Annotated in this window: 24 protein-coding genes; 10 read left to right on the top strand and 14 right to left on the bottom strand. The window is 60.4% G+C overall.

Annotated features, from left to right (window positions below; translation table 11 throughout):
- Positions 1–70: 70 nt before the first annotated feature.
- Positions 71–1,594, bottom strand: a complete 1,524-nt coding sequence (locus FX982_RS02545) for a fumarate hydratase (protein ID WP_081567934.1) — start codon at positions 1,592–1,594, stop codon at positions 71–73.
- 415 nt (positions 1,595–2,009) lie between these two features.
- On the opposite strand from FX982_RS02545, the gene FX982_RS02540 reads away from it, so the two are divergent.
- A complete protein-coding gene (locus tag FX982_RS02540; protein WP_172609529.1) occupies positions 2,010–3,116 on the top strand; it encodes a GGDEF domain-containing protein in 1,107 nt (368 codons plus the stop codon).
- Entirely contained in the window at positions 3,109–4,047 is a 939-nt protein-coding gene (locus FX982_RS02535; protein WP_172609528.1) for an iron-sulfur-binding ferredoxin reductase, read from the top strand. The genes FX982_RS02540 and FX982_RS02535 overlap by 8 nt, the downstream gene beginning before the upstream one ends.
- A 74-nt stretch (positions 4,048–4,121) precedes the next feature.
- Here FX982_RS02535 and pyk read toward each other — a convergent pair whose 3' ends face one another.
- A complete protein-coding gene (pyk, locus tag FX982_RS02530; RefSeq protein ID WP_122535986.1) occupies positions 4,122–5,573 on the bottom strand; it encodes a pyruvate kinase in 1,452 nt (483 codons plus the stop codon).
- 179 nt (positions 5,574–5,752) lie between these two features.
- Here pyk and FX982_RS02525 point away from each other — a divergent pair, with 179 nt between their 5' ends.
- Both FX982_RS02525 and FX982_RS02520 read left to right on the top strand, forming a co-directional pair.
- Positions 5,753–6,127, top strand: a complete 375-nt coding sequence (locus tag FX982_RS02525) for a tetratricopeptide repeat protein (protein WP_172609527.1) — start codon at positions 5,753–5,755, stop codon at positions 6,125–6,127.
- Positions 6,128–6,438: 311 nt separating this feature from the next.
- Complete coding sequence (locus FX982_RS02520; protein ID WP_122535987.1) at positions 6,439–6,798, top strand: PilZ domain-containing protein; 360 nt, start codon at positions 6,439–6,441, stop codon at positions 6,796–6,798.
- 11 nt (positions 6,799–6,809) lie between these two features.
- Here the strand turns inward: FX982_RS02520 and FX982_RS02515 are convergent, their stop codons facing one another.
- Genes FX982_RS02515 through FX982_RS02490 form a run of 6 tightly spaced genes read right to left on the bottom strand, consistent with a single transcriptional unit; the run spans position 6,810 to position 13,799 of the window.
- The gene (locus FX982_RS02515; protein WP_172609526.1) at positions 6,810–8,165 is read right to left on the bottom strand and encodes a DUF58 domain-containing protein; all 1,356 of its coding nucleotides are present in this window, start codon (positions 8,163–8,165) and stop codon (positions 6,810–6,812) included.
- On the bottom strand, positions 8,162–9,238 hold the full coding sequence (locus tag FX982_RS02510; RefSeq protein WP_254074871.1) for an AAA family ATPase: 1,077 nt from the start codon (positions 9,236–9,238) through the stop codon (positions 8,162–8,164). Before FX982_RS02510 ends, FX982_RS02515 begins: the two co-directional genes overlap by 4 nt.
- Entirely contained in the window at positions 9,235–10,455 is a 1,221-nt protein-coding gene (locus tag FX982_RS02505) for a DUF4350 domain-containing protein (protein ID WP_172609525.1), read from the bottom strand. The genes FX982_RS02510 and FX982_RS02505 overlap by 4 nt, the downstream gene beginning before the upstream one ends.
- The gene (locus tag FX982_RS02500; RefSeq protein WP_172609524.1) at positions 10,452–12,098 is read right to left on the bottom strand and encodes a DUF4129 domain-containing protein; all 1,647 of its coding nucleotides are present in this window, start codon (positions 12,096–12,098) and stop codon (positions 10,452–10,454) included. The genes FX982_RS02505 and FX982_RS02500 overlap by 4 nt, the downstream gene beginning before the upstream one ends.
- Complete coding sequence (locus FX982_RS02495) at positions 12,085–13,065, bottom strand: stage II sporulation protein M (protein ID WP_172609523.1); 981 nt, start codon at positions 13,063–13,065, stop codon at positions 12,085–12,087. Before FX982_RS02495 ends, FX982_RS02500 begins: the two co-directional genes overlap by 14 nt.
- On the bottom strand, positions 13,062–13,799 hold the full coding sequence (locus tag FX982_RS02490; protein ID WP_172609522.1) for an RDD family protein: 738 nt from the start codon (positions 13,797–13,799) through the stop codon (positions 13,062–13,064). Before FX982_RS02490 ends, FX982_RS02495 begins: the two co-directional genes overlap by 4 nt.
- 235 nt (positions 13,800–14,034) lie before the next feature.
- Here FX982_RS02490 and sbcB point away from each other — a divergent pair, with 235 nt between their 5' ends.
- Positions 14,035–15,465 carry an exodeoxyribonuclease I gene (gene sbcB / locus FX982_RS02485; RefSeq protein ID WP_172609521.1) on the top strand — a complete coding sequence of 477 codons (1,431 nt, stop codon included), beginning with the start codon at positions 14,035–14,037 and terminating at the stop codon, positions 15,463–15,465.
- 100 nt (positions 15,466–15,565) lie between these two features.
- Here sbcB and mvaT read toward each other — a convergent pair whose 3' ends face one another.
- On the bottom strand, positions 15,566–15,943 hold the full coding sequence (gene mvaT, locus FX982_RS02480) for a histone-like nucleoid-structuring protein MvaT (protein WP_172609520.1): 378 nt from the start codon (positions 15,941–15,943) through the stop codon (positions 15,566–15,568).
- 346 nt (positions 15,944–16,289) lie between these two features.
- Between mvaT and purU the strand changes: the two genes are divergently transcribed.
- Positions 16,290–17,141 carry a formyltetrahydrofolate deformylase gene (gene purU, locus FX982_RS02475; protein ID WP_172609519.1) on the top strand — a complete coding sequence of 284 codons (852 nt, stop codon included), beginning with the start codon at positions 16,290–16,292 and terminating at the stop codon, positions 17,139–17,141.
- A gap of 103 nt (positions 17,142–17,244) precedes the next feature.
- Positions 17,245–17,433 (top strand): hypothetical protein, encoded by a 189-nt coding sequence (locus tag FX982_RS24495; protein WP_254074870.1) that lies wholly within the window; start codon positions 17,245–17,247, stop codon positions 17,431–17,433.
- Here the strand turns inward: FX982_RS24495 and FX982_RS02470 are convergent.
- The 3 genes from FX982_RS02470 to FX982_RS02460 are packed head-to-tail and all read right to left on the bottom strand — an operon-like array spanning position 17,410 to position 20,271.
- A complete protein-coding gene (locus tag FX982_RS02470; protein ID WP_241072683.1) occupies positions 17,410–18,345 on the bottom strand; it encodes a lysylphosphatidylglycerol synthase transmembrane domain-containing protein in 936 nt (311 codons plus the stop codon). The two genes, FX982_RS24495 and FX982_RS02470, sit on opposite strands and share 24 nt — an antisense overlap.
- Before the next feature lie 56 nt (positions 18,346–18,401).
- A complete protein-coding gene (locus FX982_RS02465; protein ID WP_438826296.1) occupies positions 18,402–19,181 on the bottom strand; it encodes a DUF2334 domain-containing protein in 780 nt (259 codons plus the stop codon).
- Positions 19,174–20,271 carry a glycosyltransferase family 4 protein gene (locus FX982_RS02460; protein WP_172612959.1) on the bottom strand — a complete coding sequence of 366 codons (1,098 nt, stop codon included), beginning with the start codon at positions 20,269–20,271 and terminating at the stop codon, positions 19,174–19,176. Before FX982_RS02460 ends, FX982_RS02465 begins: the two co-directional genes overlap by 8 nt.
- A 228-nt stretch (positions 20,272–20,499) precedes the next feature.
- On the opposite strand from FX982_RS02460, the gene FX982_RS02455 reads away from it, so the two are divergent.
- Entirely contained in the window at positions 20,500–21,990 is a 1,491-nt protein-coding gene (locus tag FX982_RS02455; RefSeq protein ID WP_172609518.1) for a helicase HerA-like domain-containing protein, read from the top strand.
- Positions 21,991–22,095: 105 nt separating this feature from the next.
- Here FX982_RS02455 and FX982_RS02450 read toward each other — a convergent pair whose 3' ends face one another.
- Both FX982_RS02450 and FX982_RS02445 read right to left on the bottom strand, forming a co-directional pair.
- Positions 22,096–23,568 carry an inorganic phosphate transporter gene (locus FX982_RS02450; RefSeq protein ID WP_122536001.1) on the bottom strand — a complete coding sequence of 491 codons (1,473 nt, stop codon included), beginning with the start codon at positions 23,566–23,568 and terminating at the stop codon, positions 22,096–22,098.
- A 244-nt stretch (positions 23,569–23,812) separates the two neighbouring features.
- The gene (locus FX982_RS02445; RefSeq protein ID WP_037014498.1) at positions 23,813–24,010 is read right to left on the bottom strand and encodes a hypothetical protein; all 198 of its coding nucleotides are present in this window, start codon (positions 24,008–24,010) and stop codon (positions 23,813–23,815) included.
- 815 nt (positions 24,011–24,825) lie between these two features.
- On the opposite strand from FX982_RS02445, the gene pcaR reads away from it, so the two are divergent.
- On the top strand, positions 24,826–25,668 hold the full coding sequence (pcaR, locus tag FX982_RS02440; RefSeq protein WP_172609517.1) for a pca regulon transcriptional regulator PcaR: 843 nt from the start codon (positions 24,826–24,828) through the stop codon (positions 25,666–25,668).
- A 167-nt stretch (positions 25,669–25,835) separates the two neighbouring features.
- Positions 25,836–26,696, top strand: a complete 861-nt coding sequence (locus FX982_RS02435; RefSeq protein ID WP_172609516.1) for a CoA transferase subunit A — start codon at positions 25,836–25,838, stop codon at positions 26,694–26,696.
- Positions 26,697–26,706: the final 10 nt, after the last annotated feature.

The raw sequence follows: 26,706 nt of genomic DNA, 5'->3' as shown, positions 1-26,706 counted from the left end.
GCGTACTGACACTGTTTGACAAGCAAAAATAAACCCGGCCAACGCCGGGTTTATTCATGCAGCACAGCTGTTACTGCACTTCTACCGCCAGGCTTTCACTGATCTTCTTCTGCCAGATGGCGGGACCTGTGATGTGAACCGACTCGCCCTTGCTGTCGACCGCAACCGTCACCGGCATGTCCTTGACCTCGAACTCGTAGATCGCTTCCATGCCCAGTTCCGGGAACGCCAGCACCTGCGACTTCTTGATCGCCTGGGCGACCAAGTAAGCGGCGCCGCCAACGGCCATCAGGTAAACGGCTTTGTTGTCCTTGATCGCTTCGATGGCGGTCGGGCCGCGCTCGGATTTGCCGATCATGCCCAACAGGCCGGTCTGCTCGAGGATCTGGCGTGTGAACTTGTCCATCCGCGTCGCGGTGGTCGGACCGGCCGGGCCCACCACTTCGTCACCGACCGGATCGACCGGGCCGACGTAATAGATGAAGCGACCCTTCAGGTCCACCGGCAGGGTTTCGCCCTTGTTCAGCATCTCGACCATGCGCTTGTGCGCCGCGTCGCGACCGGTGAGCATCTTGCCGTTGAGCAGGACGGTTTCGCCCGGCTTCCAGCTCTGCACGTCTTCCGGCGTCAGCGTGTCGAGGTTGACGCGGCGCGCCGACGGGCCGGCTTCCCAGACGATCTCCGGGTAAGCGTCCAGCGGCGGTGCTTCCAGGGAAGCCGGGCCGGAGCCGTCGAGCACGAAGTGGGCGTGACGGGTGGCGGCGCAGTTGGGGATCATGCACACCGGCAAGGACGCTGCGTGGGTCGGGTAATCCATGATCTTCACGTCAAGCACGGTGGTCAGACCGCCGAGGCCCTGGGCACCGATGCCCAGCTGGTTGACCTTCTCGAACAGCTCCAGCCGCATTTCTTCCAGGCGGTTCGACGGGCCGCGCGCCTTGAGCTCGTGGATGTCGATGGATTCCATCAGGACTTCCTTGGCCATCACCGCAGCTTTCTCGGCGGTACCGCCGATGCCGATGCCGAGCATGCCCGGTGGGCACCAGCCCGCGCCCATGGTCGGCACGGTTTTCAGCACCCAGTCGACGATCGAGTCGGATGGGTTGAGCATCGCCATCTTCGATTTGTTTTCCGAACCGCCGCCCTTGGCCGCCACGTCCACTTCCACGGTGTTGCCCGGGACGATGGAGTAGTGGATGACCGCCGGTGTGTTGTCCTTGGTGTTCTTGCGGGCGCCGGCCGGATCGGCGAGGATCGAGGCGCGCAAGACGTTTTCCGGCAGGTTGTAGGCGCGACGCACGCCTTCGTTGATCATGTCGTCCAGGCCCATGGTGGCGCCATCCCAGCGCACGTCCATGCCAACGCGGACGAACACGGTGACGATGCCGGTGTCCTGGCAGATCGGCCGATGACCGGTGGCGCACATGCGCGAGTTGATCAGAATCTGGGCCATGGAGTCGCGTGCGGCGGGCGACTCTTCACGCAGGTAGGCCTCGTGCATGGCTTGAATGAAGTCAACGGGGTGGTAATAAGAAATGAACTGCAAGGCGTCGGCGACACTCTGGATCAGGTCATCTTGCTTGATCACGGTCATGGGGCGCGCTCCTCTGATTGGCGGGAACATTCGAATTGCGGGTGGCGACGATACCGCCTAGGCCGGACGAAAGCATCTTGATCAGGCGTCAGACAGCCGGGCAACACCTCGGCGGGTCAGGGTAAAAAAGGCGCGGCAGTATAACCCGAGGTCGATTAAGGTACATCTGCCAACGGCTAAACCATGGTCGAAAGCGCCCCACGGCATGCGCACTGAATCATCCATGAAACAGATTGCTACGGCCGTCTGGAAACACAGGAATTTGAATAGTCATTTTTTGGCGCACGCACTACAGTGGCAAGCTGCCTGCATTATCGCGCACGGCGCAGGCATGTTTTGATCTGTTGCCTGAAAAGTATCACAGGTCATCTTGCCGGTACGGGACGGACCCTTAATACCCATGATGAGTCAACGAGTGACTGCCCAAACCATCCAGCGTTTGCTGTTGAAACGTTTTGCGCTCGCTACCGGCACCTACGTGCTGGGGCTGATGCTCGTATGGATGGCGTATTTTACCGGCTACTACCACGCCACTTTCTTCGGGATCTGGTGCACGAGCGTACTCGTGCTCTTCTGCCAGGCCGCGCTGAGCCTGGTGTTTTTCGGGGGTTACAACCGACGTTTCAAAGACCCCAGCCTCACCGAATTCCAGGTGCTGCTGGGTCTGGCCTGGCAGACGTTTCTCATCAGCCACATGGAAGCCTCCCGCGGCACCTTTCTGGTCATTTACGTGCTGGTGCTGATGTTCGGATTGTTTCACCTGCGCCCCAGTATTTTCGCCCGCTGCGCCCTGTTTGCCCTGTTGGGGTTTGCCGGCGTCAACCTGTGGGACGCCAGTCGCGGACGGCTTTCGGATCCGGGGCTCGCGGCGATTCAAACCTGCGCGCTGTTCATCGTCTTCTCCTGGTTGTGCCTGTTCGCACGCTTCGTGCAGAACTCGCGCAACCGCATGCACCAGCGGCGGATCACCTTGCAGGCGCATCAGGAAACCCTGCGTGGCATGATGCTGCAGCTTGAAGAACTGGCGTCCACCGACGAACTGACCAACCTCTGTAATCGCCGGCACTTCCTGCGCATTGCCACCCGTGAGCTCGAGCTCATGGACGGCAATTACACCGCCGGCCTGGCGCTCATTGATCTTGATCACTTCAAGCGGGTCAACGATATTCATGGCCACGCGACGGGGGACCGGGTGCTGCAGATGTTCGGCAAAACCGCTGCCGAGTGCTTACGCTCCGACGACATCCTCGCGCGCTATGGCGGTGAAGAATTCGTCTTGCTGATCCCGCGCTGTACCCGTGCACAACTGGTCGAATGTTGCGAGCGCATTCGGCTCGCCTTCACCCATGTCACGCTGCCCGAACTTCCGGAGCTGGACCTGAGTTTGTCGATCGGCATGACGGTGATCGAGCGCGGCGATCACATGGACCGTGCCCTGCAACGTGCCGACCAGTCGCTGTATCGCGCCAAGCACCAGGGCCGCAACCGTTGCCACGGCGCCTGGGATTACGCCGATGCCTGAGTTGCGAGTGGGCGACCGGCATTGGTCGGTAGCGCCTGCGGCCAATTTGCTGGATGCCCTCAACGACGCCGGATTGTCCGTTCCCTACAGCTGCCGCGCTGGCAGTTGCCACGCGTGCATGGTCCGTTGCGTCAGCGGCGATCCGCTGGACGCCGCGCCCGATGCACTGGATACCGACAAGCGCGCCCAAGGCTGGCGGCTGTCGTGCCAGTGCCGGGTAACGAGCGATCTGACCGTTGAAATATTCGACCCCTCGCGCGATGGCTTGCCGGCAACCGTCGTCGGGGCTGACTGGCTCAGTCCGTCGGTGTTGCGCCTGCGACTGAATCCCGAACGCCCGTTGCGCTATCGCGTCGGCCAGCACCTGGTGCTTTGGACGGCAAGCGGCGTGGCGCGGCCTTATTCCTTGGCGAGCGTGCCGGGGGACGATCCCTTTCTGGAACTTCACATCGATTGCCAGCGTCCGGGCGCCTTTGCCGACGTCGCCCGTACACTGCAACCGGGCGATCCGATCCGCCTCGGCGAACTGCAGGGCGGCGCGCTGCGCTACGATCCCGACTGGCAGGACCGGCCATTGCTGCTGTTAGCGGCAGGCACCGGATTGGCCCCGCTCTGGGGTGTATTGCGCGAGGCGTTGCGGCAGGGCCATCAGGGTCAAATTCGCCTGATACATCTGGCGCGCGAGCCTCAAGAGCATTATCTGAGTCACGCGTTGAGTGAGCTGGCGAACCAGCATTCGAACCTGCACATGGAGCTGATCGAGCAGGAAAACTTTACGGCCGAGCTGAGTGCGTTACGCGTGACATCTCGTCAGACCGTTGCGCTGGTGTGCGGGTCGCCTGCCAGCGTTGAGGCGTTTTCGAAGCGGCTGTTTATCGCAGGACTGCCGCGCAGTCAGTTGCTCGCGGATGTGTTTGTGGAGAAGGGCTGACGGCCTGTACGTTCAAGGACATGAAAAAGCCCCGCTCTCTCACGAGGCGGGGCTTTTTTGTGTTGCAGTGACGCTTAAACCATTGGGTCGCCGACGTGCAGGATCTTCATGCCGTTGGTGCCGCCGATGGTGTGGTAGCTGTCGCCCTTGGTCAGGATGACCCAGTCGCCTTGCTCGACCAGGCCGCGCTTGACCAGTTCGTCCACAGCGGACTGGCTGACCTGACCGGGCGGCAGTGCGGCCGGGTCGAACGGAATGGTGTAAACGCCACGGAACATCGCCGCGCGCGCCTGAGTGCCGCGGTGCGGAGAGAACGCGTAGATCGGCACCGAGGAGCGAATGCGCGACATGATCAGCGGTGTGTAGCCGCTTTCGGTCAACGCAATAATCGCTTTCACGCCAGGGAAGTGGTTGGCGGTGTACATGGCCGCCAGCGCAATGCTCTCGTCACAACGGGTGAACGAGTGACCGACGCGGTGGCTGGAAGTCTTGCCGGTCGGATGACGCTCGGCGCCGACGCAGATACGCGCCATCGCTTCCACGGCTTCGACCGGGTACGAACCGGCGGCGCTTTCGGCAGACAGCATCACGGCGTCGGTGTAGTCGAGCACGGCGTTCGCCACGTCAGACACTTCAGCGCGGGTTGGCATCGGGCTGGAAATCATCGATTCCATCATCTGCGTGGCAACGATCACCGCTTTGTTGTGGCGACGTGCGTGCAGGATGATTTTCTTCTGGACGCCCACCAGCTCGGCGTCGCCGATTTCCACGCCCAGGTCGCCACGGGCAACCATGACCGCGTCACTGGCGCGGATCAGCGCATCGAGGGTTTCGTCGTCAGCAACGGCTTCGGCGCGTTCGATCTTCGCCACCAGCCAGGCCGTGCCGCCGGACTCGTCACGCAGCTTGCGCGCGTATTCCATGTCGGCGGCATCACGCGGGAACGAAACGGCCAGGTAATCCAGGTCCATTTCGGCAGCGAGCTTGATGTCCTGCTTGTCTTTTTCAGTCAGTGCCGGCGCTGTAAGGCCGCCGCCGCGACGGTTGATGCCTTTGTGATCCGACAGCGGGCCGCCGATGGTCACGGTGCAATGCAGTGCATCGGCGGTCTGTGTATCAACGCGCATGACCACGCGTCCGTCGTCCAGCAGCAGCTCGTCGCCGACGCCGCAGTCCTTGACCAGATCGGGGTAATCGATACCGACGATGTCCTGGTTGCCGTCCGTCAGAGGATGGCTGGTGGAGAAGATGAACTTGTCACCTACCTTCAGCTCGATCTTCTTGTTGACGAATTTGGCGATGCGGATTTTCGGGCCTTGAAGGTCACCCAGCAATGCAACGAACCGGCCGTTCTTGGCGGCGATGTCGCGGATCAGCTTCGCGCGAGCCTTGTGCTCGTCGGGCGTGCCGTGGGAGAAGTTCAGGCGGGCGACGTCCAGGCCAGCAAGAATCAGCTTCTCGATGACTTCTGGCGAATTACTGGCAGGGCCCAGTGTGGCTACGATTTTGGTGCGGCGAACGGTCATGCACAAACTCCTTAAATGAAGCGCAGCGAGAGGCTACTACTGTATTGCTCTGTAGTCATTGTTCCTTTGCACTACCTGACCCCCTGATCGCTGGGCAATCGGCAGGCCGGCGGCACTGAAATCGGCCTTGAAGAAATCCCGAAATACGCCGATACAAGGGCTGAGCACAGGAGACTCTCATGCGAATCGTGATGATATTAGTGGCGCTGCTTGCCTTGGGTGGCTGCACCCGCTGGGCAATGAACAGCCATTTGAACAACGCCAACCGCGCCTATGCCCAGGGCGACTGTGACGCGGTGATGTACAACCTGTCGAAAGTCGATCGAGAAAGCCGTTCGCGTCGTTACGTACAGCCCGAAGTGTCGATGTTGCGTGGCCAGTGCCTGGAACGCCAGAAGTTCTACATGGACGCGGTCCAGACCTACCAGTTCATCATCACGCAGTTCCCGGAAAGCGAATATGCATTCCGCGCCAAGGCACGGCTGGACACGCTGCATCAGCTGGGCCATGACAACCTGGCGCCGCCCGCCACACCACGTGCTGCTTCACGCTAGTTACACCCGAGTGGATATACGGTCACGTTTCCGGGTGGATATCGGGAAAACCTGAGCTAAGCTGCGATGAGTAGGGACCTAAGGGTTTGGGTGGAGGCGGCAGCGCCACTGATCCGAAAGCGAGGGCGATAGGGATGTTCAGCGCTGATCGGCAACTTGGATCAGTGACTTTTGCCCGTGCTGAATGAGTCAGATGTCGTCATTGTTTTCAACGATGGATGATGACGTCGCGGGTCTGGCAGTTCCGTGCAACCGAATCTCAAAGCACTAGCGCGGCCATGCTCAATGGTCATCTCAGGGCGAGTGTCCGAATGCTTAATGAAAGACGAATAGAACGTCACCAACTGCCTTACTACTTGCAAGTGTTCAACCGGTACACCGATAAACCGTTGGGTTGCCTGGGTAACGTGTCTGAACAAGGCCTGATGCTGATCAGCGATCTGCCCATTCTGGTGGGGGCCGATTTTCAGCTGCGCCTGAAAGTGCCCGACGGGAAGAACGGCCTGTACAACATTGATATCGACGCCAGCTGCCTGTGGTGTCAGGAAGACGAAACCCCGCGCGTGTTCGATTCCGGCTTCCGGCTGCAAGCGGCGCCGGCGGAATACTTTGTCCTCATTCAGGCCTTGCAGCACTACTTCAGTTTCTATCCGCTGGAAGCGTCCGCCTGAAGGCAGGCGCCCTACAAAGCTCCGGCCTTTTTCCAGCTCATGTATCGGCTGACCAACTCCGGGCCCAGCTCACTGGGGCGCACATCCAGCACCGGGATGCCATGGGCGACCAAACGCTCATGCAGCCCGCTCCGGGCGTTCAGCAGGTCGACCGTACCGCAATAATCCACGGCCTGTTGCGAGGTCTGCACCGGCGCTTGACGCAGATCGTCGAGCACAACTTCGCGCAAACTGGCTATCAGCACGCGATGATGGCGACTCAGCTGTTTGACCGCTTCCAGTAACTGCTCGTCATCCTCGTCCCGCAGATTAGTCACCAAGACCACCAACGCCCGGCGTTTCTGCCGCGCAAGGATGTTTCGCATCGCTACCGCGTAATCCGCAGGTCGCTGGGTCGCGTTGACGTTGTAGAGGTGATTCAACAGCACGTTCAACTGGCCCGCGCCTTTGACGGGTGGCAAATGCCGGTCCTGTTCGCCCGCAAAGGTGGAAAGCCCGACTGCGTCGCCCTGACGCAAGGCCACATAGCTCAGCAGCAGGCAGGCGTTGAGTCCGTGGTCGAAGTGCGTCAGATCGCCGTCCTGGCTGCGCATGCGTCGGCCACAGTCGAGCATGAACAGGATTTGCTGATCGCGCTCATCCTGATATTCCCGTGCAATGGGCGCGCGATGCCTGGCCGTGGCCTTCCAGTCGATCTGACGCAGGCTGTCGCCTTCACGAAATTCACGCAGCTGGTGAAATTCCCGGCCCAGCCCCCGGCGCGGCTGTTGGCGAATGCCGATCTGCCTGAGCCAGTTCTCGACGCCCAGCAGCTGTCCGTCGTGCAACCGGGCAAAATCCGGGTACACCCGGACGGCGTCATGGTTGGGCACATACCGCCGGGATGACCAAAGGCGCAACGGGCTGCGGATGAGGATCTCGGTCCGTTCGAAGGTGAAATCCCCGCGACTGGCCGGCCGCAGCCGGTAAGTCAGCTGCGTCTTGCGCTGTGGGCGCAGCGCGACGTTCTGAGGCAGATGTTCGGTTTCGTAGCGGGCGTCCGGCTCGGAAGGGCCATGGTCAAAGAGCGTCACGTGCAGTGCGCGGGGGGAGTCGTGTTCCAGCTCGACCTGCACCTCGCTCCAGCGCCCCATTCCCAGACTGCCGGCCAAGCGCCGCTTGACCCGAGGGGAGGGCAGACGCCACAGCCATGCCGCATCCAACGCAGCGACGGCAGTCATCACCCACAGCAAGGTCCAGAAAACCCCGTCCAGCCGGGCAACCGGACCGCGCCCCAATGCCTGCAGAATGCCGAGCAGCACCGACACGCCGAGCAGAACGGCCAGCCACCAGAGCATCCGTGTCGACGGCGTGAGCAGTTGCTTCATCGACGTGGCGCCGCCACCTGATCCAGCATTTGCTTGAGCACTTGATCCACCGACAAGCCTTCGATGTCCAGCTCCGGCGCAAGCCTCACCCGATGACGCAGCACCGCCAGCGCGCAGCCCTTGACGTCGTCAGGTACGACGAACTCGCCGCCGCGCAACAGCGCCCGCGCGCGGGCTCCCCGAATCAGTGCGATGGACGCGCGCGGCCCTGCGCCGAGTGTCAGGCCCGGCCACGTGCGAGTGGCGCGAGCAAGTCGCACGGCATAATCGAGGACCTGTTCATCCACCGGCAGATCGCCGGCGATGCGTTGCAGCGCGAGCACATCCTTTGCCAGCATCAGGGTGCGCAAGGGCTGGACGTCGAGCATGTCGGAACGGGTCGAGCGCGTGACCTGACGGACCATCTCCAGCTCCTGATCGGCCTGGGGATAATCCATGCGCACTTTGAGCATGAAGCGGTCGAGCTCGGCTTCGGGCAGTGGGTAGGTGCCTTCCTGTTCAATCGGGTTCTGCGTCGCCAGCACCATGAACGGTTGCGGCACCGGTAACGCACGGCCCTCCAGCGTGACCTGACGTTCCTGCATCGCCTCAAGCAACGCGGCCTGGGTTTTGGCCGGTGCGCGGTTGATCTCGTCCGCGAGCAGCAAATGGGTAAACAACGGCCCCTTGCGCAGCTTGAACTGCTCGCTCTGCATGTCGTACACGGCATGGCCGGTGACGTCGCTGGGCATCAGGTCAGGGGTGAACTGAATCCGCGCGAACTCGCCGCCGAAACATCGGGCCAGCGCCCGCACCAGCAGCGTCTTGCCAAGCCCGGGCACACCTTCGAGCAAGACATGGCCACCGCCGATCAGTGCGGTCAGTACATCATCAATCACGGCGTCCTGACCGATGACTGCTTTTTGCAGCTCGTGCCGCACTGCCTGTGCCAGATGAATCGCGCGCTGGCGCTGCTGCGCTGGATGGCTGCCCGAGGCAGTGGCCGGTTCGGTGTGCGTGGGGTCCACAGCCGCGGTTTCGGGAGTGGGGAGGTGATGGGACGCGTGACTTGGCTCGGTCGGTTGATCGCTCATAAGGCATTCCTGATGGTTTGCAGGTACGCAACCTGACGGGTGAATTCGCTGCTGGACAGGCGCTGCTCCGGCCGCGGGCGTAATGCCTGACCGATGCTGCTGGTGGACTGACGCGTCATGCGCGCCAGCGTTTGCCATTGTTCGGTGACGGCCAAGGTTTCGAAGCCGGGGTGGCGCTGCCGGGCGCGGCGCAGGATGTCCTGCTGCAAGGCGCGCAACGCGGCATGCTGACCTTCTCGGCGGAGCATGAAGTCGGCGCTTGCGCGCAGGTGTTCGCTGAGCTGACGGCGGCCGCGCGGCGGGATGGGCAACATCGGGCCGTAGCGCATGCCTGCGTGCCACAGCGTTGCAACGAGGCACAGCGCCAAGGCGAGCAGCGCCTGGGGAAAGTATTTCCAGAGCAGCCCGAACAGGTTGTCGTGTTCAGTGCGCAGCACCATCGTGACAGTGCTGTCCTGGCTCAGGTACCAGAGCAGCCAGGCATTGTCGTATTCACCGATGGCTTGGGTTTTCCAAAGGTCGGCGTCGGTGACGACAGTGATCAATCCGGAGCCGTACACCATTTGCAGCAGGTGCGTGGCGTCAGCGCTGTTGGCCCATGACTGTGCGTGATCCTCGGGGTCATCGAGATGGAAGGCCGGGTCGAAGCTCATGTAGGCCGGATCGTTTTCGTTTTGCACGAACAGCCGGGTCAACTCGGGCCACGGCGTTTGGGGGCCCTGAATGACCGGCGTGCTCAGTGGGATGACCGGCTTGAGCTGTTCGCGCTGTCGTTCGCGGTCCTGCTCTTGCAGATCCTGGGTGAGAAATTGGTGAATCTGCAATTGATCCAGCAACAGGTCGCCGCTGCTCCCCTTGGCCGGGTCCCACAGCTGTTCGGCGACAAATAGAAGACGGCCGCCTGATCGGGTCCAGGCCAGCAAGCGCTTGACCTCGGACGGCGTCATCCTTTCGCGGAAATCCAGCAGCATCAGCGTTTGCGGCTGGTCGCGGAAGTCAGGGAGAGTGGTGAGCGTTTCAACGGTCTTCACCTGGATGTTTCGTTGACGCAGGAACGTCTGCGCGGCGAGATAAGGGTTTGCCAGCGCTTCCGGCGAAGGTCCCTGGTCAACGGTTTCCTCATAACGTTCGAGCCGCTTCAGCACAGGCACACTGGCGATGACGAGGCTCACCAGCATCAGCGCAACGACCAGCCCGATGATCCAGCGCCGGCTCATGTGCGTGCTTCCTGCGCGAACAACTTCCGCCAGCCTGAACAGAGCGCCTGTCGTGCATGATCCGGTGGCAGCTGGTGCCCGTACGCGAGATTTTGCCAGTGGCGCGTCAGCTCATGGCTGAAGTCATCGAGGGATGGCTGCTTGAGCTCGGCAATGCGTGCCAGTATCTGGCCCTCGGTGTCCGCGCTTTTCAGCGGCAACTGGTAATCCGTCAACAGTCGGCTCAGCAGTGCGCGGTAAAGCAGACTCAATGCCTCGCGCGGTGACTGCTGCCACAGCCTCTCGGCTGCACCGGCGACATCCGTTGGCAGGGTTTCAGCGCGAACTTGCAAGCCAAAGAGTTGGTGGGGGATGTCTCGGGGTGCAATTGCCTTGCGGGGGCTTTTATCCACGAAGGTGGCGAACCAGGCCCGATAGCGCCAGATCACCCACGCGACCGTGAGGCCGAGTAGTGTCCATAACATTGCGCCAAACATCGTCGACAGGGTTTTGCCCAGGTTGAGCGCGCCGACGACCAGTCGCGCCAGCCAGTTCGGTGTCTCGGCTGACTTGGCATCATGCTTGGCATCGTAAGCGGGCTGGGCGATGCGCCACCCTGAGACCGGTTTGGGATTTTTGAACGGGGGTTGCTCAAGCACTGAATGGATGGCGTTTTGTGACGCCTGGCTGGTCAGCGGCTGATTGAGCAGGCGAGGTGAGTCGGGCGGTGCCACGTCCTCGTCAGTCTGCGGGTTGTCCAGCGGCGGCAGCGGGCAACTATTGCCCGACTCGCTGGGTGTTTCGTCCGCCATTGACGGGGCTGCCATCAACTGGTTTGCCGCCGACTCTGCCATGGCGGAAGACGGCAACAGCGTCAGCGCAAGGAAGCCGCCGAATAACAACGCCAGTGCACTGCCCAGAACACGCTCGCGCAGCTTGCGGAAACCCAGTTCGATGTCCCAGGCCTCCAGTGCAGTTCGGCGATTGAGGTACAGCGAAAACCCGCAGGACACATAAACCGGTCCCCACACGATCAACACCAGCGCATAAAACCCGTTGGTCAGATGCTCAAGCCAGTTCCACTCACCCTCAATGTCCAGCAAGCTGCGCCATGACCAGTCGGCTTCGATCTGGGGCGGAATCATGGCGTAGAACAGCACCATCAGGCCGATCCAGAAGGTCATTTCAAGGGTGCTGCCCAGTGCGGTCAGCAGACGCGCCGCCCGGGAATCCTTCTGGCCAAGTACGGCAATGCGCTGCGCCCGCGGTAACCCGTCAAGTCCCTCGAGTTGCTGCACCGGCTGGTAAAAGCTGCGGCTGAGGCTCAGACGCCGCCAGGTCAGGGTCGCGAATAACTGCGGTTTGAGTGCGGACGGAAAACTTTTCAGCGCCTGCTTGAGCGAAGGTGTCGAGCCGAACAGAGCTTGGGACAGAATCAGCAGCGGCAGCCGTTCGTATGCCGGTTTCAGCCACCAGAACACCAGGACTGACACCGACGGGTAATCCCACAGCAGCAGCGTCAGGAGCGCGAAGACTGGCAAGGTAACGAAGGCCCAGCTGGTCATCAGCAAAGCGCGGTGCCGTTGCGCCAGGAGGACGCCCAGATCGATGGCTTCCCAGGGCGTACGTGGGCGTATCGCTACGCTGGCGTCAGTCAGGCGCATGGGGCGTGCGTCCGGCAAGCGTCAGGTAGGCGCCGACCAACAGCCATAAAGAAGCGCCTACTCCATATTTGGCCGTCGCTGGCGGCCAGCTCATCGAGGACCAGTACGCTTCAATGAATGCGGCGATGAGCAGGAACATCATCACCCCGCCAATTAGTCGTACGCTGATCTGGGCAGCCTGGGGAAGCGCCTCGCCTCGGCGCAGGCGACCGGGAGCGACCAGCGCCCATCCGAGTTTTAGCCCCGCCGCACCCGCCAGCGTGATGCCGGTCAGCTCAAAGGCGCTGTGCCCGACCACGAACGGCCAGAAGGTTGCGCCCATGCCTGCCTCGGTGAGATGGCCCGCAACCGCGCCAATCATCAGCCCGTTGAAGAACAGAAAAAACAGACTGCCGACGCCGAAGAACAGGCCACTGGCGAAGGTCTGGAAAGCGATGCCGATGTTGTGCATGACGTAGTAACCGAACATCAGCCAGTCAGTGCTGGAGGCGCGCTCGGCCGTCTGCCCGATACGCCGTGCGGCGGGCTCGTACATGGCGTGCATCTCGGCGACATCGGCGGGGCTGACGACGCTGTAGACCAGATCCGGATAGCCGTAGACCAACAGCGCCATGAACGTCAGGCTGCCAAAAAACAGCAGGCCGGCGAGGGCGACCCATCGCCATTGAGTACGCACCAGCCGCGGAAAGTCCGCCAGTACAAAACTCAGCAACTGCGCGGTGAATTGACTTCGGTGGCGATACAACTGCTGGTGGCCGCGCATCGCAAGCTGTTGCAGTCGCTCGACCAGATGACTGGCGTACCCACGGGCAATCGCCAACGAAAGGTGTTGGCAGATCTGACGGTATTCGCGGCTGAAGCCGGCACCGGATTCACTTTTACGGCGACTCCCTTCCAGCACCTCAAGGCGCGTTGCAAAGCGCTGCCAGTCTTCTGCATGGCGTTTTTCGAACAGGCTCTGCTTCATGGCGAGCCGGCCAGGCTGCGCGCAATGCCATTCAATTGCTGGACGGGATAGTGAAGATCTCGCGAGGTCGATAATTGCAACGGCTGCGTGACGATGGCAGCAAGCTCTTGAGCCCTCGCCGATGAAAGTGTGCCTTGCCGCTCGGCAAAGGCTTGTATGGCGCGCTGTTCCTCCAATAAGAGGGGCAGCGGCGGACTCATCTCGGTGGCTTCAGCCAGCGGCGGCCGTTGAGGGGGTAAATCGCGATAGATCACCAGCGTGCCGGCCGCGAGATCTCCAAGGCGTTTGAACAGCGGGTGCTGCAGGCAGGTGAACGCGCCAACGCAGTAGCCGAAGGGCAGCATGTCTACGAAGCGCAGCAAGTTGCGCAGCACTGACGCCGACCAGCCGATTGGCGTGCCGTCATCGTGAATGACCCGTAGCCCCATGATCTGCTTTCCCGGCGTGCGTCCCTGATGCAGCACCTCGAAAAGCACCATATAGCCCCAGGTTCCGAGAAACAGCGCGAGCATGAACAGCCCGGTGCCGAAGTCGCCCAACGCTCCCAGCACTATAAACAGCGCAGCCAGGAGTGCGCCACGAATCATCAGGTCGATGCCGAAAGCAATTGACCGGGACAGCAACCCGGCGGGGCGCAGGATAAGGTCTATGCCCTCAGGTGTTTCCATGCGAACACGAGTGTCCAGCAGGGCAAGCGGTGCAGCAATTCCTGGCTCTGCATGGGAAAGGGACATAAAGAAAGATGCGCCGGTGAAAGAGGTTTGATGCTAGCCACGCCGGAGCGGCTAAGCAACAGGATGATTCTGGTCGAAGTGTGGGAATAGTCCTGTTACAACTTGCTGGCCACAGAAAGCCGCCACTTTCGCACAAACTGTGTCGCAGTATCCCAAGCCGTAGGGTTTATTGACTGGCGTCAGGCGCGGAGGGGCGTCTGTTAAACTCGCCCGGTCTTTTGTTCAGGATCAGCCCGTGACTTCCAGCATTTTCTGGTACGACTACGAAACCACCGGGATCAATCCACGCAACGACCGGCCGCTGCAAGTGGCGGGCATTCGTACGGACGATCAACTCAACGAGATCGGTGAACCGATCAACCTCTATTGTCAGCCCAGCGATGACATCCTGCCCCACCCGGCGGCGTGCCTGGTGACAGGCATCACGCCTGACCGGCTCGCGGAAAAAGGCTTGTGTGAAGCAGACTTCATGACCCGGCTGCACGCTGAGATGTCTCTGCCCGGCACGTGCAGCGCGGGTTACAACACGTTGCGTTTTGACGATGAGATGACCCGCTACAGTCTTTATCGCAACTTCTTCGATCCCTATGCACGGGAATGGCAGGGCGGCAACAGCCGCTGGGATTTGATCGATGTGGTGCGCACGGCTTATGCGTTACGCCCCGAGGGCATTGTCTGGCCGGAAGAAGAGGGTCGGGTCACCCTGAAACTCGAGCGGCTGACGGCGGCCAACGGGATCGACCATGGCCATGCCCACGACGCGCTCTCCGATGTCCGTGCAACCATCGCGCTGGCGCGTCTGGTCCGCGATAAACAACCCAAACTTTACGCTTATCTTTTTGGCTTGCGCTTCAAGCACAAGGTCCAGGATCAGATTCGGTTGATGCAGCCGCTGGTGCATATATCGGGTCGATTTTCCGCGGCACGAAGTTATGTGAGCGTCGTACTCCCGCTGGCCTGGCATCCGGTTAACCGAAATGCATTGATTATCTGTGACCTGTTCCATGACCACAGCCCGTTGCTGGAGGAAGACGGAGACACCTTGCGTCAGCGTCTATATACCCGCCGCGAAGATCTGCTCGAAGGCCAGTTACCGGTTCCGCTCAAATTGTTGCATGTTAACAAATGCCCCGTCATTGCCCCGCTGAGCGTGCTTCGCGAGGAGGACCTTCAGCGTCTGCAACTGGACATGAGTGTTTATAAAACGCGCGTGGCCGCTTTGAATGAAGGGCAGGCGATCTGGCAGGACAAGTTGAAGAGCGTGTATGCCAACGACAACTTCGCTGCCAGTGAGGATCCAGAACAGCAGTTGTACGATGGCTTCATCAATGATCGGGATCGTCGTCTCTGCGAGCAGGTGCGAATTGCCGAGCCCCAGCAACTGGCTACCGATGGCTGGCCGTTCGATGATCCCCGATTGCCTGAATTGTTATTCCGGTACCGCGCCCGCAACTTCGCCGAAACCCTCAATGTTGCCGAGCAACAGCGCTGGTTGGCGTTTTGTCAGTTGCGCCTGAGCGATCCTCAGGCCGGCGCGCCCAATACGTTCAAGGCATTCAGCCGTGCGCTGATCGAACTCTCGCTGAAGGCCACCCCCGAGCAACTCAAAGTACTCGCCCAGTGGCAGGAATACTCTCTGGTGTTGAAACAGCGCCTGGGGCTTTAAGCGAGGAGGAGTAAACGACAGGCAATAAAAAACGCCAGCATAAGCTGGCGTCTTCTTGGGTCAAACATCTCTGCGCGACGGCTGACTCTACACCCGGTAATTAACCCAGCAGAGTTGCCCAGCCTTCAACTTCGTCGCCACCCCACTTGGCTTTCCACTCTTTCAGCGTCTTGTGGTTACCGCCTTTGGTTTCGATGATTTCACCGTTGTGCGGGTTCTTGTATTGCTTGACCTTGCGAGCGCGTTTGGTGCCAACCGGCTTTGCAGCAGCGCCACGTGGGGCCTTCATTTTCGAATCGGGATCCAGCAGCGCGATGATGTCGCGCAGGGATTTCTGATACTCGCCCATCAACGTGCGCAGTTTGCCTTCAAACTCAAGTTCTTTCTGCAGTTTGTCGTCTTGTTGCAGGTTTTGCAGGCGTGCTTGCAATTCTTTGATGGCTTCTTCTGTTGCGCGGTATTCGTTGATCAGTGACATGGGGGGTACCTATGTTGTGATGGGCATGATGCGATGGCGCATAATAATCAGAGTGTTTGCGCAAGTAAACATTTAAGAAAAGTTTTGTCCGTAGCATTTTGAAATAGCCGCAGACTTATCCTCGATTCAGATACACATGTCGCGTTATACCGCGCCAATGACCTTACCGTTTTTAGTGAAGTATCTGGCGTCGAGTTTCTGCCGCCGATGACCCTGTCGGGTACTTAAGCATTGATTTCGGCAGGGTGCGCTTTTTTGCCGCCTGAAATGAGTGTCATACAGGTACTGCACAGTCCATCGCTAATCGCTAGAATGGCGGCCTTTGCGAAGTTCTGGAGTTTTTCACATGCGCACTTTTCGTCTGGTGATTGCTTGCCCGGACCGTGTCGGTATCGTTGCCAAGGTCAGTAACTTTCTGGCATCGTACAACGGCTGGATTACTGAAGCGAGCCATCACTCTGACAACCTCAGCGGCTGGTTTTTCATGCGCCATGAAATCCGCGCCGATTCTCTGCCTTTCGACCTCGAAGGTTTCCGGCAAGCCTTCGCGCCCATCGCCGAAGAGTTTTCGATGGACTGGCGGATTACCGACTCTGCGCAGAAAAAACGCGTCGTGCTCATGGCAAGCCGGGAGTCCCATTGCCTGGCCGACCTGTTGCACCGCTGGCACAGCGATGAACTGTACTGTGAAATCGCCTGCGTGATTTCCAACCACCAGGACCTGCGCAGCATGGTCGAGTGGCACAACATTCCGTATTACCACGTGCCGGTTGATCCAAAAGACAAAGAGCCGGCGTTCGCCGAAGTCTCGCGTCTGGTCAAACAACATGAAGCCGACGTTGTTGTGCTGGCGCGTTACATGCAGATCCTGCCACCGCAACTGTGCCGGGAATACGCGCACCAGGTCATCAATATTCACCACAGCTTCCTGCCTTCGTTTGTCGGCGCCAAGCCGTATCACCAGGCGTCGCTGCGGGGCGTGAAACTGATCGGCGCTACTTGCCACTACGTCACCGAAGAACTGGACGCCGGTCCTATCATCGAGCAGGACGTGGTGCGCGTCAGCCATCGCGACAGCATCGAAAACATGGTGCGTTTCGGTCGCGACGTGGAAAAGATGGTGCTTGCTCGCGGCCTGCGCGCGCACCTGGAAGACCGCGTGCTGGTGCATGACAACAAGACAGTGGTCTTTGATTAAGAAGTGATCAGGCGGTTTTGATGTGCCGCTGAAGTTTCAGCGGCATATTTCAACATGATTGTTTGCGAACAATCAGGCTTCTACGGCGAGACAGGCAAACAACATGACCGACCCCCTCGACAGAGCCACTTCCAAAGCCCCGCCGACCCTTGGCGAGGGATGCCTGAGCCGTTATGACGTCGACGCAATGTCGCCGGAGGACGGAACGGACTTCGAGGGGGCCGAAGCATTATGGAAAGAGCTGACTTCCGCCAGACCGCAAGACGAATCAGACGGTCTTGATCCGCAGTAACTTGTTCAACAGGGGGCGCCCGACCATCAACAGAAACACCGGACCGCCCGCGACCAGATAGAAATAGTAGGTGACGATCCGCCAGATAAGGATCGCCGCCGCGGCCGTCGACTTGCCCACCATCGGCGCCAACAAGGCCGCCGACGTCAACTCCGCCGCCCCGGCACCGCCCGGCGACAGGCTGAACTGCCCAGCGCTCAACGACAGCATCTGCACCAGGAACGTCCACGCCCAGTCGATGTTCACGCCCAGCCCTTGCAGCGCCAGGTACAGCACGCTGTAACGCAAACTCCAGTGCACGCAGGTCAATGCAAACACCTGCAGCAGGATGCGATGGGGCATCTTCCAGGTTTCAGCCAGGGCGTCGCGAAAGTGCAGCAGCTTGCGCGCCCAGCGAATACGCGTGGTGTTCTTGCGTTTCAGGCGCTTGAGCACCCGACCGTTGAACAGAATGATGCGTCGGTGATACCGCGCGAAACCCGCGCACGCACAAAGCCCGGCACCGATCAGCAGGGCGCTGGCAATGAGCATCCATTCCAGATTTTCGCTGAGCTGGTGGAACACTGCGTAAATCAGGATGCCGATCAGCGCGAGCAGGAAAAACACCAGATCCATCAGTTGGTCAGTGGCAAAAGCCGCTGTGCTTTTCGCCGGACCAATACCGCTACGCGAGAGCAGTGCGACCAGCGTCAACGGGGCGCCACTGCCCCCGGGCGTCGCACAGTAGGCGAACTCCGTGGCCATCACCACAGCGAGGCTTTTGCGCATGCCGAGCCCGCTGGCCGCGTCGCCAAGCAGCAGGCGCAGGCGCATCGTGTTCATGCACCAGCCCACCAGCACCATGACAAACATGCCGATCAGGAGCATCACCGGGAAGTTGCGCAGGCGATGAAACATGTCTGCGCCGCCCATAAAGAACGGAATCAGCAGGGCGAGTATCAGCGCGGCGGCGAGCCAGCCAAGTCGCCTCACGCCGCAGACCTGGCGGCATTCAGCCCTTGTAACCAGGCAAATTTGCTCGTTGGCGTACGGCCGTCGCTGAGCAAGCGCTCAAGGGCTTGCAGCCAGTAACGACGGGAAAAATTGTGGCGCATGTCTACAGGGTGCAGACCCAGACGAATAGTTGCGGCGTTGTGCAATTGAGCCTCACGGTGGTTGCTGACGATCTTCGATACGCCCCGGCGCCATGCGCTGCGAGCGCTCCAGACGATGCCGGGTGCATCGATCTCGGAAAAGTCCGGCAGACGATACAAGTGTTGGGCATCACTTGTGTAGTCCAACGGCAATTTTCGAAGGGCATCACGTGTGCCTTTGCTCATCAGCCAGGCCGGGGCAACGAATCCGTGCAGCGGCCAGTCGTTGCGCCGGAACACTTCCATGCCGGCTTCCAGTCGCTGCATCGCCTGCTGCTCGTTGAGGGTGTAGAACTCGCCTTCCCAGGTGTAGATGCGCCGCATGAAAAACTCATGGGGCGTGCATGGGGCAGGGCTGTCGTCGCAATGGTAATAGCCGTGCAGCGCCAGTTCGTCACCCCGTACGAGGCGGTCGTGCATCAACCGCTGGAAATCCGGGTTGGCGTCGATCGGATCGTGCTTGTGGAAATTCGGCACCACCAGCCAGGTGATGGGAATGTTCCCTAGCTTGTCGACCGCCTCAACGAAGGGTCGATAATCCGGCCAGGTTTGCGGGGCCACGTCGTGGAGCACCAGCATCAGGCTGCGCTGCGTGATTGCGGTAATCTCAGCCATGGGCGTAGACCGGCTGACGGGCGCCGAGTACTGCCTGGTAATGGCCGAGCAAGCCGGCGACCACGGCGTCCCACGCATAATGTGCCTCGACATGACGCCGCGCCTCTTCGCCTCGGGATGGGGCGTTCTCGGCAAACAGCTGACGCACCGCTGCCGCCATGGCCAGTGGTTGATTGGGTTCGCACAACAGGCCGCAGTGCTCGGGGATGATTTCGCGGAAGGCCCCGGCATCGACCGCCACTACCGGAATCCCGCTGGCCATGGCTTCAATCACCACCAGACCGAAGGTTTCCTGATCCCCTGCATGCACCAGCGCATCGGCACTCGCCAATAGGCGCGCGACTTCGGCAGCAGGACGAAATTTATCCACAGCCGTGACGTTGGCCGGCACGCCGGTCGGCATATGGGAGCCCACCAGCAACAGGTGATAACCCGCGCCCAGCGCCTTCATGCAGTCGAGCAGAACGGTCAGGTTTTTCTCCTTCGAACCTCGGCCCGCAAAGATAAGCAGGTGGGTTTCATCCGACAGGCCCAACTCGGCCTTGAGACCGGCGTCTCGCCGAGAGGGATGAAACGCCTGCAGATCAACCCCCAACGGCTGCACATGAACGTTCTTCACACCCAGGCAGATCAGCTTGTCCGCCATCGCCGCGCTCGGCGCCAACACTCGGTCAAAATTGCCGTAGAGCTTGCTGACGTAATTCTCGACGTTGGCCCCCAGCCAGGTGCCGATTCGGTTGCTCACCAGCAGCGGCAAGTCGGAGTGGTAAAAGCCAATCACTGGCACGTCCAGTTGGCGTCGGGCATCCAGTGCAGCCCAGGCGGTAAGATAAGGATCGCCGACTTCAATGAGGTCTGGCCGCAGACTTCGCAGGGCCTCTCGCCAGGGACCGACGCGCAGTGGAAAACGATAGCCGTTGCCAAACGGTACGGGCGGCGCCGGAACCCGGTACACGCCGTCTTCATGACTGCTTTGCGGGCCCGGGATAAGCAGGCTGTGTCGTACGCCCGGGTATTGCGCGAGGCGACGGTGTTTGGCGTCCAGATACGTGCGCACGCCACCGCTGGCAGGGGCGTAGAACATGGTCATGTCAGCGATATGCACAGTAAGGCTCCGTCCGGTGGTCGGTACTTGCGGTTGACCATCCACAGATACAGATGTTCGGTTTCAGATCATCACACCCCTGCCCATGGGTGGGCGCCGCAACGCTTGCGCTAGAGTAGAGAAGTGGCCTTGGGGCTGATCAGCGGTGGCGGTCCATTCGGACCGTTGCCGCAGTGCCCTCGGGATTATCAAATGCGACGCTTGGGTGAACGGATGGCTGACTCACAACAGATTCTTATTGGCGCTGACCTGAAGGGCCAGCCGATCGGGCAGGCGATGCGTCTCGCCAATCGTCACGGACTGGTGGCCGGCGCGACGGGCACCGGGAAAACCGTCACCTTGCAGCGCTTGGCGGAAGTGTTCAGCGACGCCGGCGTGGCCGTGTTCGCGGCGGACATCAAGGGTGATCTCTGCGGGCTCGGCGCCGCGGGCAACCCTCAAGGCAAGATCGCCGAGCGCATCGCCGGCATGCCCTGGCTGCACCATAAACCTCAGGGCTATCCGGTGACACTGTGGGACGTGCACGGTGAAACGGGCCATCCGTTGCGCACAACCCTGTCGGAAATGGGCCCGCTGCTGCTGGGAAGTTTGCTGGAATTGACGGACAGCCAACAATCGGCGCTGTACGCCGCGTTTAAGGTGGCGGATCGGGAAGGGCTGTTGTTGCTGGACATCAAGGACCTCAAGGCGCTGCTCAATCATTTGCGCGATAACCCCGAAGTGCTCGGCGATGACAGCGCGCTGATGACGACGGGGTCCAGTCAGGCGCTGCTGCGTCGGCTGGCCGTCCTTGAGCAGCAGGGCGCCGAGGCCTTGTTCGGTGAGCCGGCGCTGCAACTGGAAGACATTCTGCAGCCTGCAAGCGACGGCCGCGGGCAGATTCATTTGCTGGATGCCAGTCGGCTGGTGCACGAGTCGCCGAAGGTCTATGCCACCTTCCTGCTGTGGCTGCTGGCCGAGCTGTTCGAGCAACTGCCCGAGCGCGGCGATGCCGATAAACCGTTGCTGGCGCTGTTCTTCGACGAAGCGCATTTGTTGTTTGCGGATACGCCAAAGGCGCTGCAGGAGCGTCTGGAACAAGTGGTGCGGCTGATTCGCTCGAAAGGCGTCGGCGTGTATTTTGTCACCCAGTCTCCCGGGGATCTGCCGGACACGATTCTGGCCCAGCTCGGTTTGCGCATTCAGCATGGCCTGCGCGCGTTCACCAGCAAGGAGCAACGATCGCTGAAAGCCGTTGCGGACGGTTTTCGCCCCAATCCCGAGTTCGACGCGCTTTCGGTGCTGACCGAACTGGGCATCGGTGAGGCGCTGGTGGGCACGCTGCAGGACAAGGGCACGCCTGAAATCGTCCAGCGGGTGCTGGTTGCCCCGCCGCAATCGCGCATCGGGCCGTTGACCCAGGCTGAACGCGCCGCCCTGATGGCCCGGTCGCCACTGGCCGGTCGTTACGACAAGCCCGTGGATCGCGAATCAGCTTACGAAATGCTGCTGGCGCGCAAAGGCGCTTCGACGGACCCCGCGCAAAAACTGCCCGCCGAGGAGAAGTCAGAAGGCGGCTTCGCCGACATGGCCGGTGGTTTTCTGGGTGGACTGGCGGGGCAGGCGGTCAAGAGTGCGATGCGTCAGGCCGCAACCCAGATCGGTCGCGAGCTGGTGCGGGGATTGATGGGCTCGTTGTTGGGCGGTGGTAAAAAACGCCGTTAAAACCTTCGCCCACACGCTCATTCCGACGAACACCTTGCTGATCTCGCACCCACAAAAAAGCCCATTCAATGAATGGGCTTCTTCAGATCATGCCGGGCAGTCAGGTCAGGCCAGCGCTTTGGACGCCAGCCAGAACAACCCTGCCGACAGCGCGACCGTGGCGGGCAGGGTCAACACCCACGCCAGCAGAATGTTACGTACGGTGCCGCCTTGCAGGCCGCTTTTGTTCGCCACCATGGTCCCGGCCACGCCGGACGACAGGATGTGAGTGGTCGAAACCGGCAGGCTGAACACGTTGGCCAGCGCGATGGCGCTCGCGGTGGTGATCTGAGCGGACATGCCCTGCGCGTAGGTCATGCCTTGCTTGCCGATCTTCTCGCCGATGGTCAGCACCACACGTTTCCAGCCGACCATGGTGCCAATACCCAGCGCCAGAGCAACGGCGAAGATCACCCAGAACGGGGCGTATTCAGTGGTGGCGGTCAGGTCCTTGCGCAGCTTCTCCAGATCCGATTTTTCACGGGCATCCAGCGCCGGCAGCTTGCCGACCTTGCGCGCCGTGTCGTCCAGGCACAGCAGGTAACGACGCACTTCGATGCGACGCTCCGGTGCGAGGCTGTGGTAGTCATTGACGCCCTTGAGGTTGTTCAACAGCGCATCAATGGTCGGCTCGGTCTGCTCGGGGTTGCAGCTGAAGCGCTCAGGCAAGTCGCCCGCCGCTGATTTACCCAGTGCCAGGTACTCGCCCAGCGTCGCGTTGTTGCGCTGGTAAAACTGGCTCAGGTGCTGGGTCGCGTCGCGGGTGCGTTCGATCTGGTAGGTCGTGGTGCTCAGGTCCAGCACGAACTGCGCCGGGACGATACCGATGAGCACCAGCATGATCAGACCAATGCCTTTCTGGCCATCATTGGAACCGTGCACGAAGCTCACCGCCATCGCGGAAATCACCAGAACGAGGCGATTCCAGAATGGAGGGTGTTTTTTGTCATCGAGCTTGCGGCGTTGTTCCGGGGTCTTGTGCATCTTGGACAGGGGACGCCAGGCTTTGAGACCCAACAACACCAGACCTGCCACGATGAAACCGGCCAGTGGTGAAAACACCAGCGAAGCGCCGATGTCGATCGCTTTCTGCCAGTTCACGCCTTCGCCCAGCGGGATGTTGTTGATCAGCGCATTGGCCAGACCGACACCCAGAATCGAACCGATCAACGTGTGGGAGCTGGACGCCGGGATACCGAAGTACCAAGTGCCGAGGTTCCAGGTGATGGCCGCAGCCAGCAGCGAGAACACCATGGCCAGACCATGACCGGTGTTGACGTTGATCAATAACTCGACCGGCAGCAGATGGACGATGGCATATGCCACGCCGACGCCACCCAGGAGCACCCCGAGGAAATTGAACACGCCCGAGAAAAAGACTGCCAGATGGGGCGGCATGGCCTTGGTGTAAATGACTGTCGCCACCGCGTTGGCGGTGTCATGAAAGCCATTGATGAACTCGAAGGTGAGGACAAACGCCAGGGCGAGCAACAGGCTCACAATTACCCAAGCATCCAGTCCGCTGAATAGATCGATCATGGAAGGTTTTCTGACCCGGTCTTAAGGGGGCGGGATTATGACAGAAAAAAAACTGCGCGATAGGCGCGCGGATCATTGGTAGCAAACGGCAACCCAATTTCTGTCTCATCAGCCCGTTGACTTCCTGTCCGGAATGACGGTGCGAAGCACCCCTGAATCAGGGTCGAATCTATTAAGCCCGGTCTTTCAAGCAACAGCGGGTTCGCCGTCGGCTGCCTGGGTCAGCGACAGGCAAGCCACCTGCTCAAGGCTCTTCCTTGAGTTCTTCTTCCATCTTTTGCAGTTCTTGCTTGAAAGCCTGATCGAGCAGGCTCGCCCGTTTGCGCCACGGCTTGCGTTCTGGCTCGGGCTGAGCGGCGTATGTTGTGACTTCGCCGCCGTAAACTTCCTTGTAACGTTGTTCCTGGCGCTCTAATTCTGCGCGCAGTTCATCTTTGGTCACATTAATACCTGATCGGTTGAGTTTAATCCCGGTGCTGACGCCGAGTCTGAAAGTGTCGGGCCTGACGATCGCACTGTATCGGATCAGGAATAACCATCGGGCAGGAGCGCTGCGCAAGATGATTCACACTTCAAACAGGGGCGGCTACGTACACCGGAATGACAAAACTGTCGTAGCAACATTCTTTATTGATTGTCTGCAGGATGGCAAATGACCGTGGTATTGGCCTGCCGCCGCTGAACATTGCGATCGAATCGGGCAATGCCTGCGTGAGTTTGGATCCATGCCGAATGGGCGAGGGGATTAAACCACGCGATAGCGTTCCGGAGCTTCAATGCCGGTCACTATCGCGAAGATGCGCAGGCGAGTCAACTGTCGAGAGTGTCGCAGTCGAACATTGGAAGATTTATACCTTTTTTATGTACGAAGGTTCCTAAGTTACAGACTCGGGTTTACGTCAGAACTTTGTGAGTCAAATGTTTAACGCGACAGGCAGTTTTCTGGCGACGTAAATTCTCGGGTATGAAGGTGCGAATAGCAAATGTGTACTTATTCGGTTACAGATAATGCGGAGGGCGGAAACAAAACGGCCTTGCGGTTAGCAAGGCCGTGCCCGGGACTTCTCAGTGGGTACCTGACCAGTAATCCAAAGAAGCCTCATGGCAGGGTGAAAGGTATAAGCAACGGTGCGGCCGGTCAATTGCGATTATCGGCCACTCGTTCGATAATCGCCCAAAGCTCACTTGCCGTGGCTCTGGAAACAGGCGAGAGTGGCGGTCTACAAGGCTTCCGCGGCCACGACGAACGGTGTCAGCATGAACGACCAATTGCGTAATTCTTTCACGTCACTTGCGCCGCCGATTGTTGCGTCCCCTGCTAAAAGGATTCAGGCGCTCACCGGTGATCCGGACTTCATGACCTCGCTGGCGCGCGGGTTGGCCGTCATTCAAGCGTTCCAGGAGCGCAAGCGGCACCTGACCATCGCCCAGATCAGCCACCGCACGGAAATTCCCAGGGCCGCGGTCCGTCGTTGCCTGCACACACTGATCAAACTGGGTTACGCCACCACGGACGGGCGCACGTACTCGCTGCTGCCTAAAGTACTGACGCTCGGCCATGCGTATCTGTCGTCCACACCCCTGGCGGTTTCGTCGCAGCCGTATCTGGACCGCATGAGTGATCAGCTGCACGAAGCCTGCAACATGGCCACGCTGGAAGGCGACGACATTCTTTACATTGCGCGCTCGGCCACGACTCAGCGACTGATCTCCGTGGATCTGGCGGTGGGCGGGCGTTTGCCGGCTTACTGCACGTCCATGGGCAGGATTCTGCTGGCAGCGCTGGACGATGTGTCGTTGCAGGAATACCTCGCCCACGTGGATCTGCAACCCAAAACCAGTCGCACCTTGCGCACCCCCGAGGCCTTGCTCGAATGCCTGCAGCAAGTGCGGCAGCAGGGCTGGTGCATTGTCGATCAGGAACTGGAGCAGGGTTTGCGTTCCATTGCCGTGCCGGTCTACGACGCATCGGGTCAGGTGCTCGCGGCGCTTAATGTCAGCACCAGTGCAGGCCGAGTGGCGCGCAATGACCTGGAGCAGAAGTTTTTGCCGATCATGCTGAATGCCAGCCGTGACCTGAGCACGCAGCTGTTTACCTGACGGCTATAAAGCGGTGAGACCGTAGCTGGCTCCGGTCTCCACTAACCGTTCGGTGATCGAACACTTAGTCGGTTATCGGATTGTCCCGTCCTTTGCCCAGGCATAACCTCATTCTCAACGCCAAGCCGACAAGGGTATGGCAACCGAGTGTGAACCTGGAGCACCCCATGGCTGCAATTCTTTCCCTCCACGAGGCTGTGAAGCAGTTCGTCAACGATGGCGACATCGTTGCACTGGAAGGCTTTACCCACCTGATTCCTACAGCGGCTGGCCATGAACTCATCCGTCAGAAGAAGAAAGATCTGACGCTGGTGCGCATGACGCCCGATCTGATCTATGACCAGTTGATCGGCGCAGGCTGTGCGAAACGGCTGATTTTCTCGTGGGGCGGTAACCCCGGGGTTGGCTCGTTGCATCGGCTTCGTGATGCCGTCGAACGGCAATGGCCGCAGCCCATGGAGATTGAAGAACACAGCCACGCCGACCTCGCCAACGCGTACGTGGCGGGCGCGTCGGGCCTGCCGTTCGCGGTGCTGCGGGCGTATGCCGGTTCCGATCTGCCGAAGGTGAACCCGCTGATCAAATCCGTCACGTGCCCGTTCACCGGAGAAGTGCTGGCGGCGGTGCCCGCGGTACGCCCCGACGTCACGGTGATCCACGCGCAGAAAGCCGACCGCAAAGGCAACGTGCTGCTGTGGGGCATTCTCGGGGTACAGAAAGAGGCAGCGTTGGCGGCCAGACGCTGCATCGTCACGGTCGAGGAAATTGTCGATGACCTCGAGGCGCCGATGAACGCCTGCGTGCTGCCAACCTGGGCGCTGAGTGCCGTTTGCGTCGTGCCGGGCGGGGCGCATCCTTCCTACGCCCACGGTTACTACGAACGCGATAACCGTTTCTATCAGGCATGGGACGCCATCGCCCGCGACCGTGAGGCGTTTACCGACTGGATCGACGCATACATCCATGGCACCCGGGATTTCGGCGAGTTCAAGAACAAGCTGGCCCACGTGGCGGAGACTAACCAGTGAGCTATTCCAC

Origin of the sequence: Pseudomonas graminis, assembly GCF_013201545.1 — a bacterium.
Classification (GTDB): Bacteria; Pseudomonadota; Gammaproteobacteria; order Pseudomonadales; family Pseudomonadaceae; genus Aquipseudomonas.
This window is presented reverse-complemented; position numbering and strand designations above follow the sequence as displayed.

Bases quoted from the DNA above. Each gene is read 5' to 3' on its own strand.
- FX982_RS02460 (WP_172612959.1), bottom strand. From the start codon at position 20,271: ATGACCATGTTCTACGCCCCTGCCAGCGGTGGCGTGCGCACGTATCTG.
- pyk (WP_122535986.1), bottom strand. From the start codon at position 5,573: ATGACCGTTCGCCGCACCAAAATCGTAGCCACACTGGGCCCTGCCAGT.
- FX982_RS02505 (WP_172609525.1), bottom strand. From the start codon at position 10,455: ATGAGCCGGCGCTGGATCATCGGGCTGGTCGTTGCGCTGATGCTGGTG.
- FX982_RS02500 (WP_172609524.1), bottom strand. From the start codon at position 12,098: ATGCGCCTGACTGACGCCAGCGTAGCGATACGCCCACGTACGCCCTGG.
- FX982_RS02520 (WP_122535987.1), top strand. From the start codon at position 6,439: ATGCTTAATGAAAGACGAATAGAACGTCACCAACTGCCTTACTACTTG.
- FX982_RS02435 (WP_172609516.1), top strand. From the start codon at position 25,836: ATGGCTGCAATTCTTTCCCTCCACGAGGCTGTGAAGCAGTTCGTCAAC.
- FX982_RS02525 (WP_172609527.1), top strand. From the start codon at position 5,753: ATGCGAATCGTGATGATATTAGTGGCGCTGCTTGCCTTGGGTGGCTGC.
- mvaT (WP_172609520.1), bottom strand. From the start codon at position 15,943: ATGTCACTGATCAACGAATACCGCGCAACAGAAGAAGCCATCAAAGAA.
- pcaR (WP_172609517.1), top strand. From the start codon at position 24,826: ATGAACGACCAATTGCGTAATTCTTTCACGTCACTTGCGCCGCCGATT.
- FX982_RS02510 (WP_254074871.1), bottom strand. From the start codon at position 9,238: ATGAGCGATCAACCGACCGAGCCAAGTCACGCGTCCCATCACCTCCCC.
- FX982_RS02470 (WP_241072683.1), bottom strand. From the start codon at position 18,345: ATGGGCGGCGCAGACATGTTTCATCGCCTGCGCAACTTCCCGGTGATG.
- FX982_RS02515 (WP_172609526.1), bottom strand. From the start codon at position 8,165: ATGAAGCAACTGCTCACGCCGTCGACACGGATGCTCTGGTGGCTGGCC.
- FX982_RS02545 (WP_081567934.1), bottom strand. From the start codon at position 1,594: ATGACCGTGATCAAGCAAGATGACCTGATCCAGAGTGTCGCCGACGCC.
- FX982_RS02495 (WP_172609523.1), bottom strand. From the start codon at position 13,065: ATGAAGCAGAGCCTGTTCGAAAAACGCCATGCAGAAGACTGGCAGCGC.
- purU (WP_172609519.1), top strand. From the start codon at position 16,290: ATGCGCACTTTTCGTCTGGTGATTGCTTGCCCGGACCGTGTCGGTATC.
- FX982_RS02455 (WP_172609518.1), top strand. From the start codon at position 20,500: ATGGCTGACTCACAACAGATTCTTATTGGCGCTGACCTGAAGGGCCAG.
- FX982_RS02465 (WP_438826296.1), bottom strand. From the start codon at position 19,181: ATGGCTGAGATTACCGCAATCACGCAGCGCAGCCTGATGCTGGTGCTC.
- FX982_RS24495 (WP_254074870.1), top strand. From the start codon at position 17,245: ATGACCGACCCCCTCGACAGAGCCACTTCCAAAGCCCCGCCGACCCTT.
- FX982_RS02450 (WP_122536001.1), bottom strand. From the start codon at position 23,568: ATGATCGATCTATTCAGCGGACTGGATGCTTGGGTAATTGTGAGCCTG.
- FX982_RS02490 (WP_172609522.1), bottom strand. From the start codon at position 13,799: ATGTCCCTTTCCCATGCAGAGCCAGGAATTGCTGCACCGCTTGCCCTG.
- FX982_RS02535 (WP_172609528.1), top strand. From the start codon at position 3,109: ATGCCTGAGTTGCGAGTGGGCGACCGGCATTGGTCGGTAGCGCCTGCG.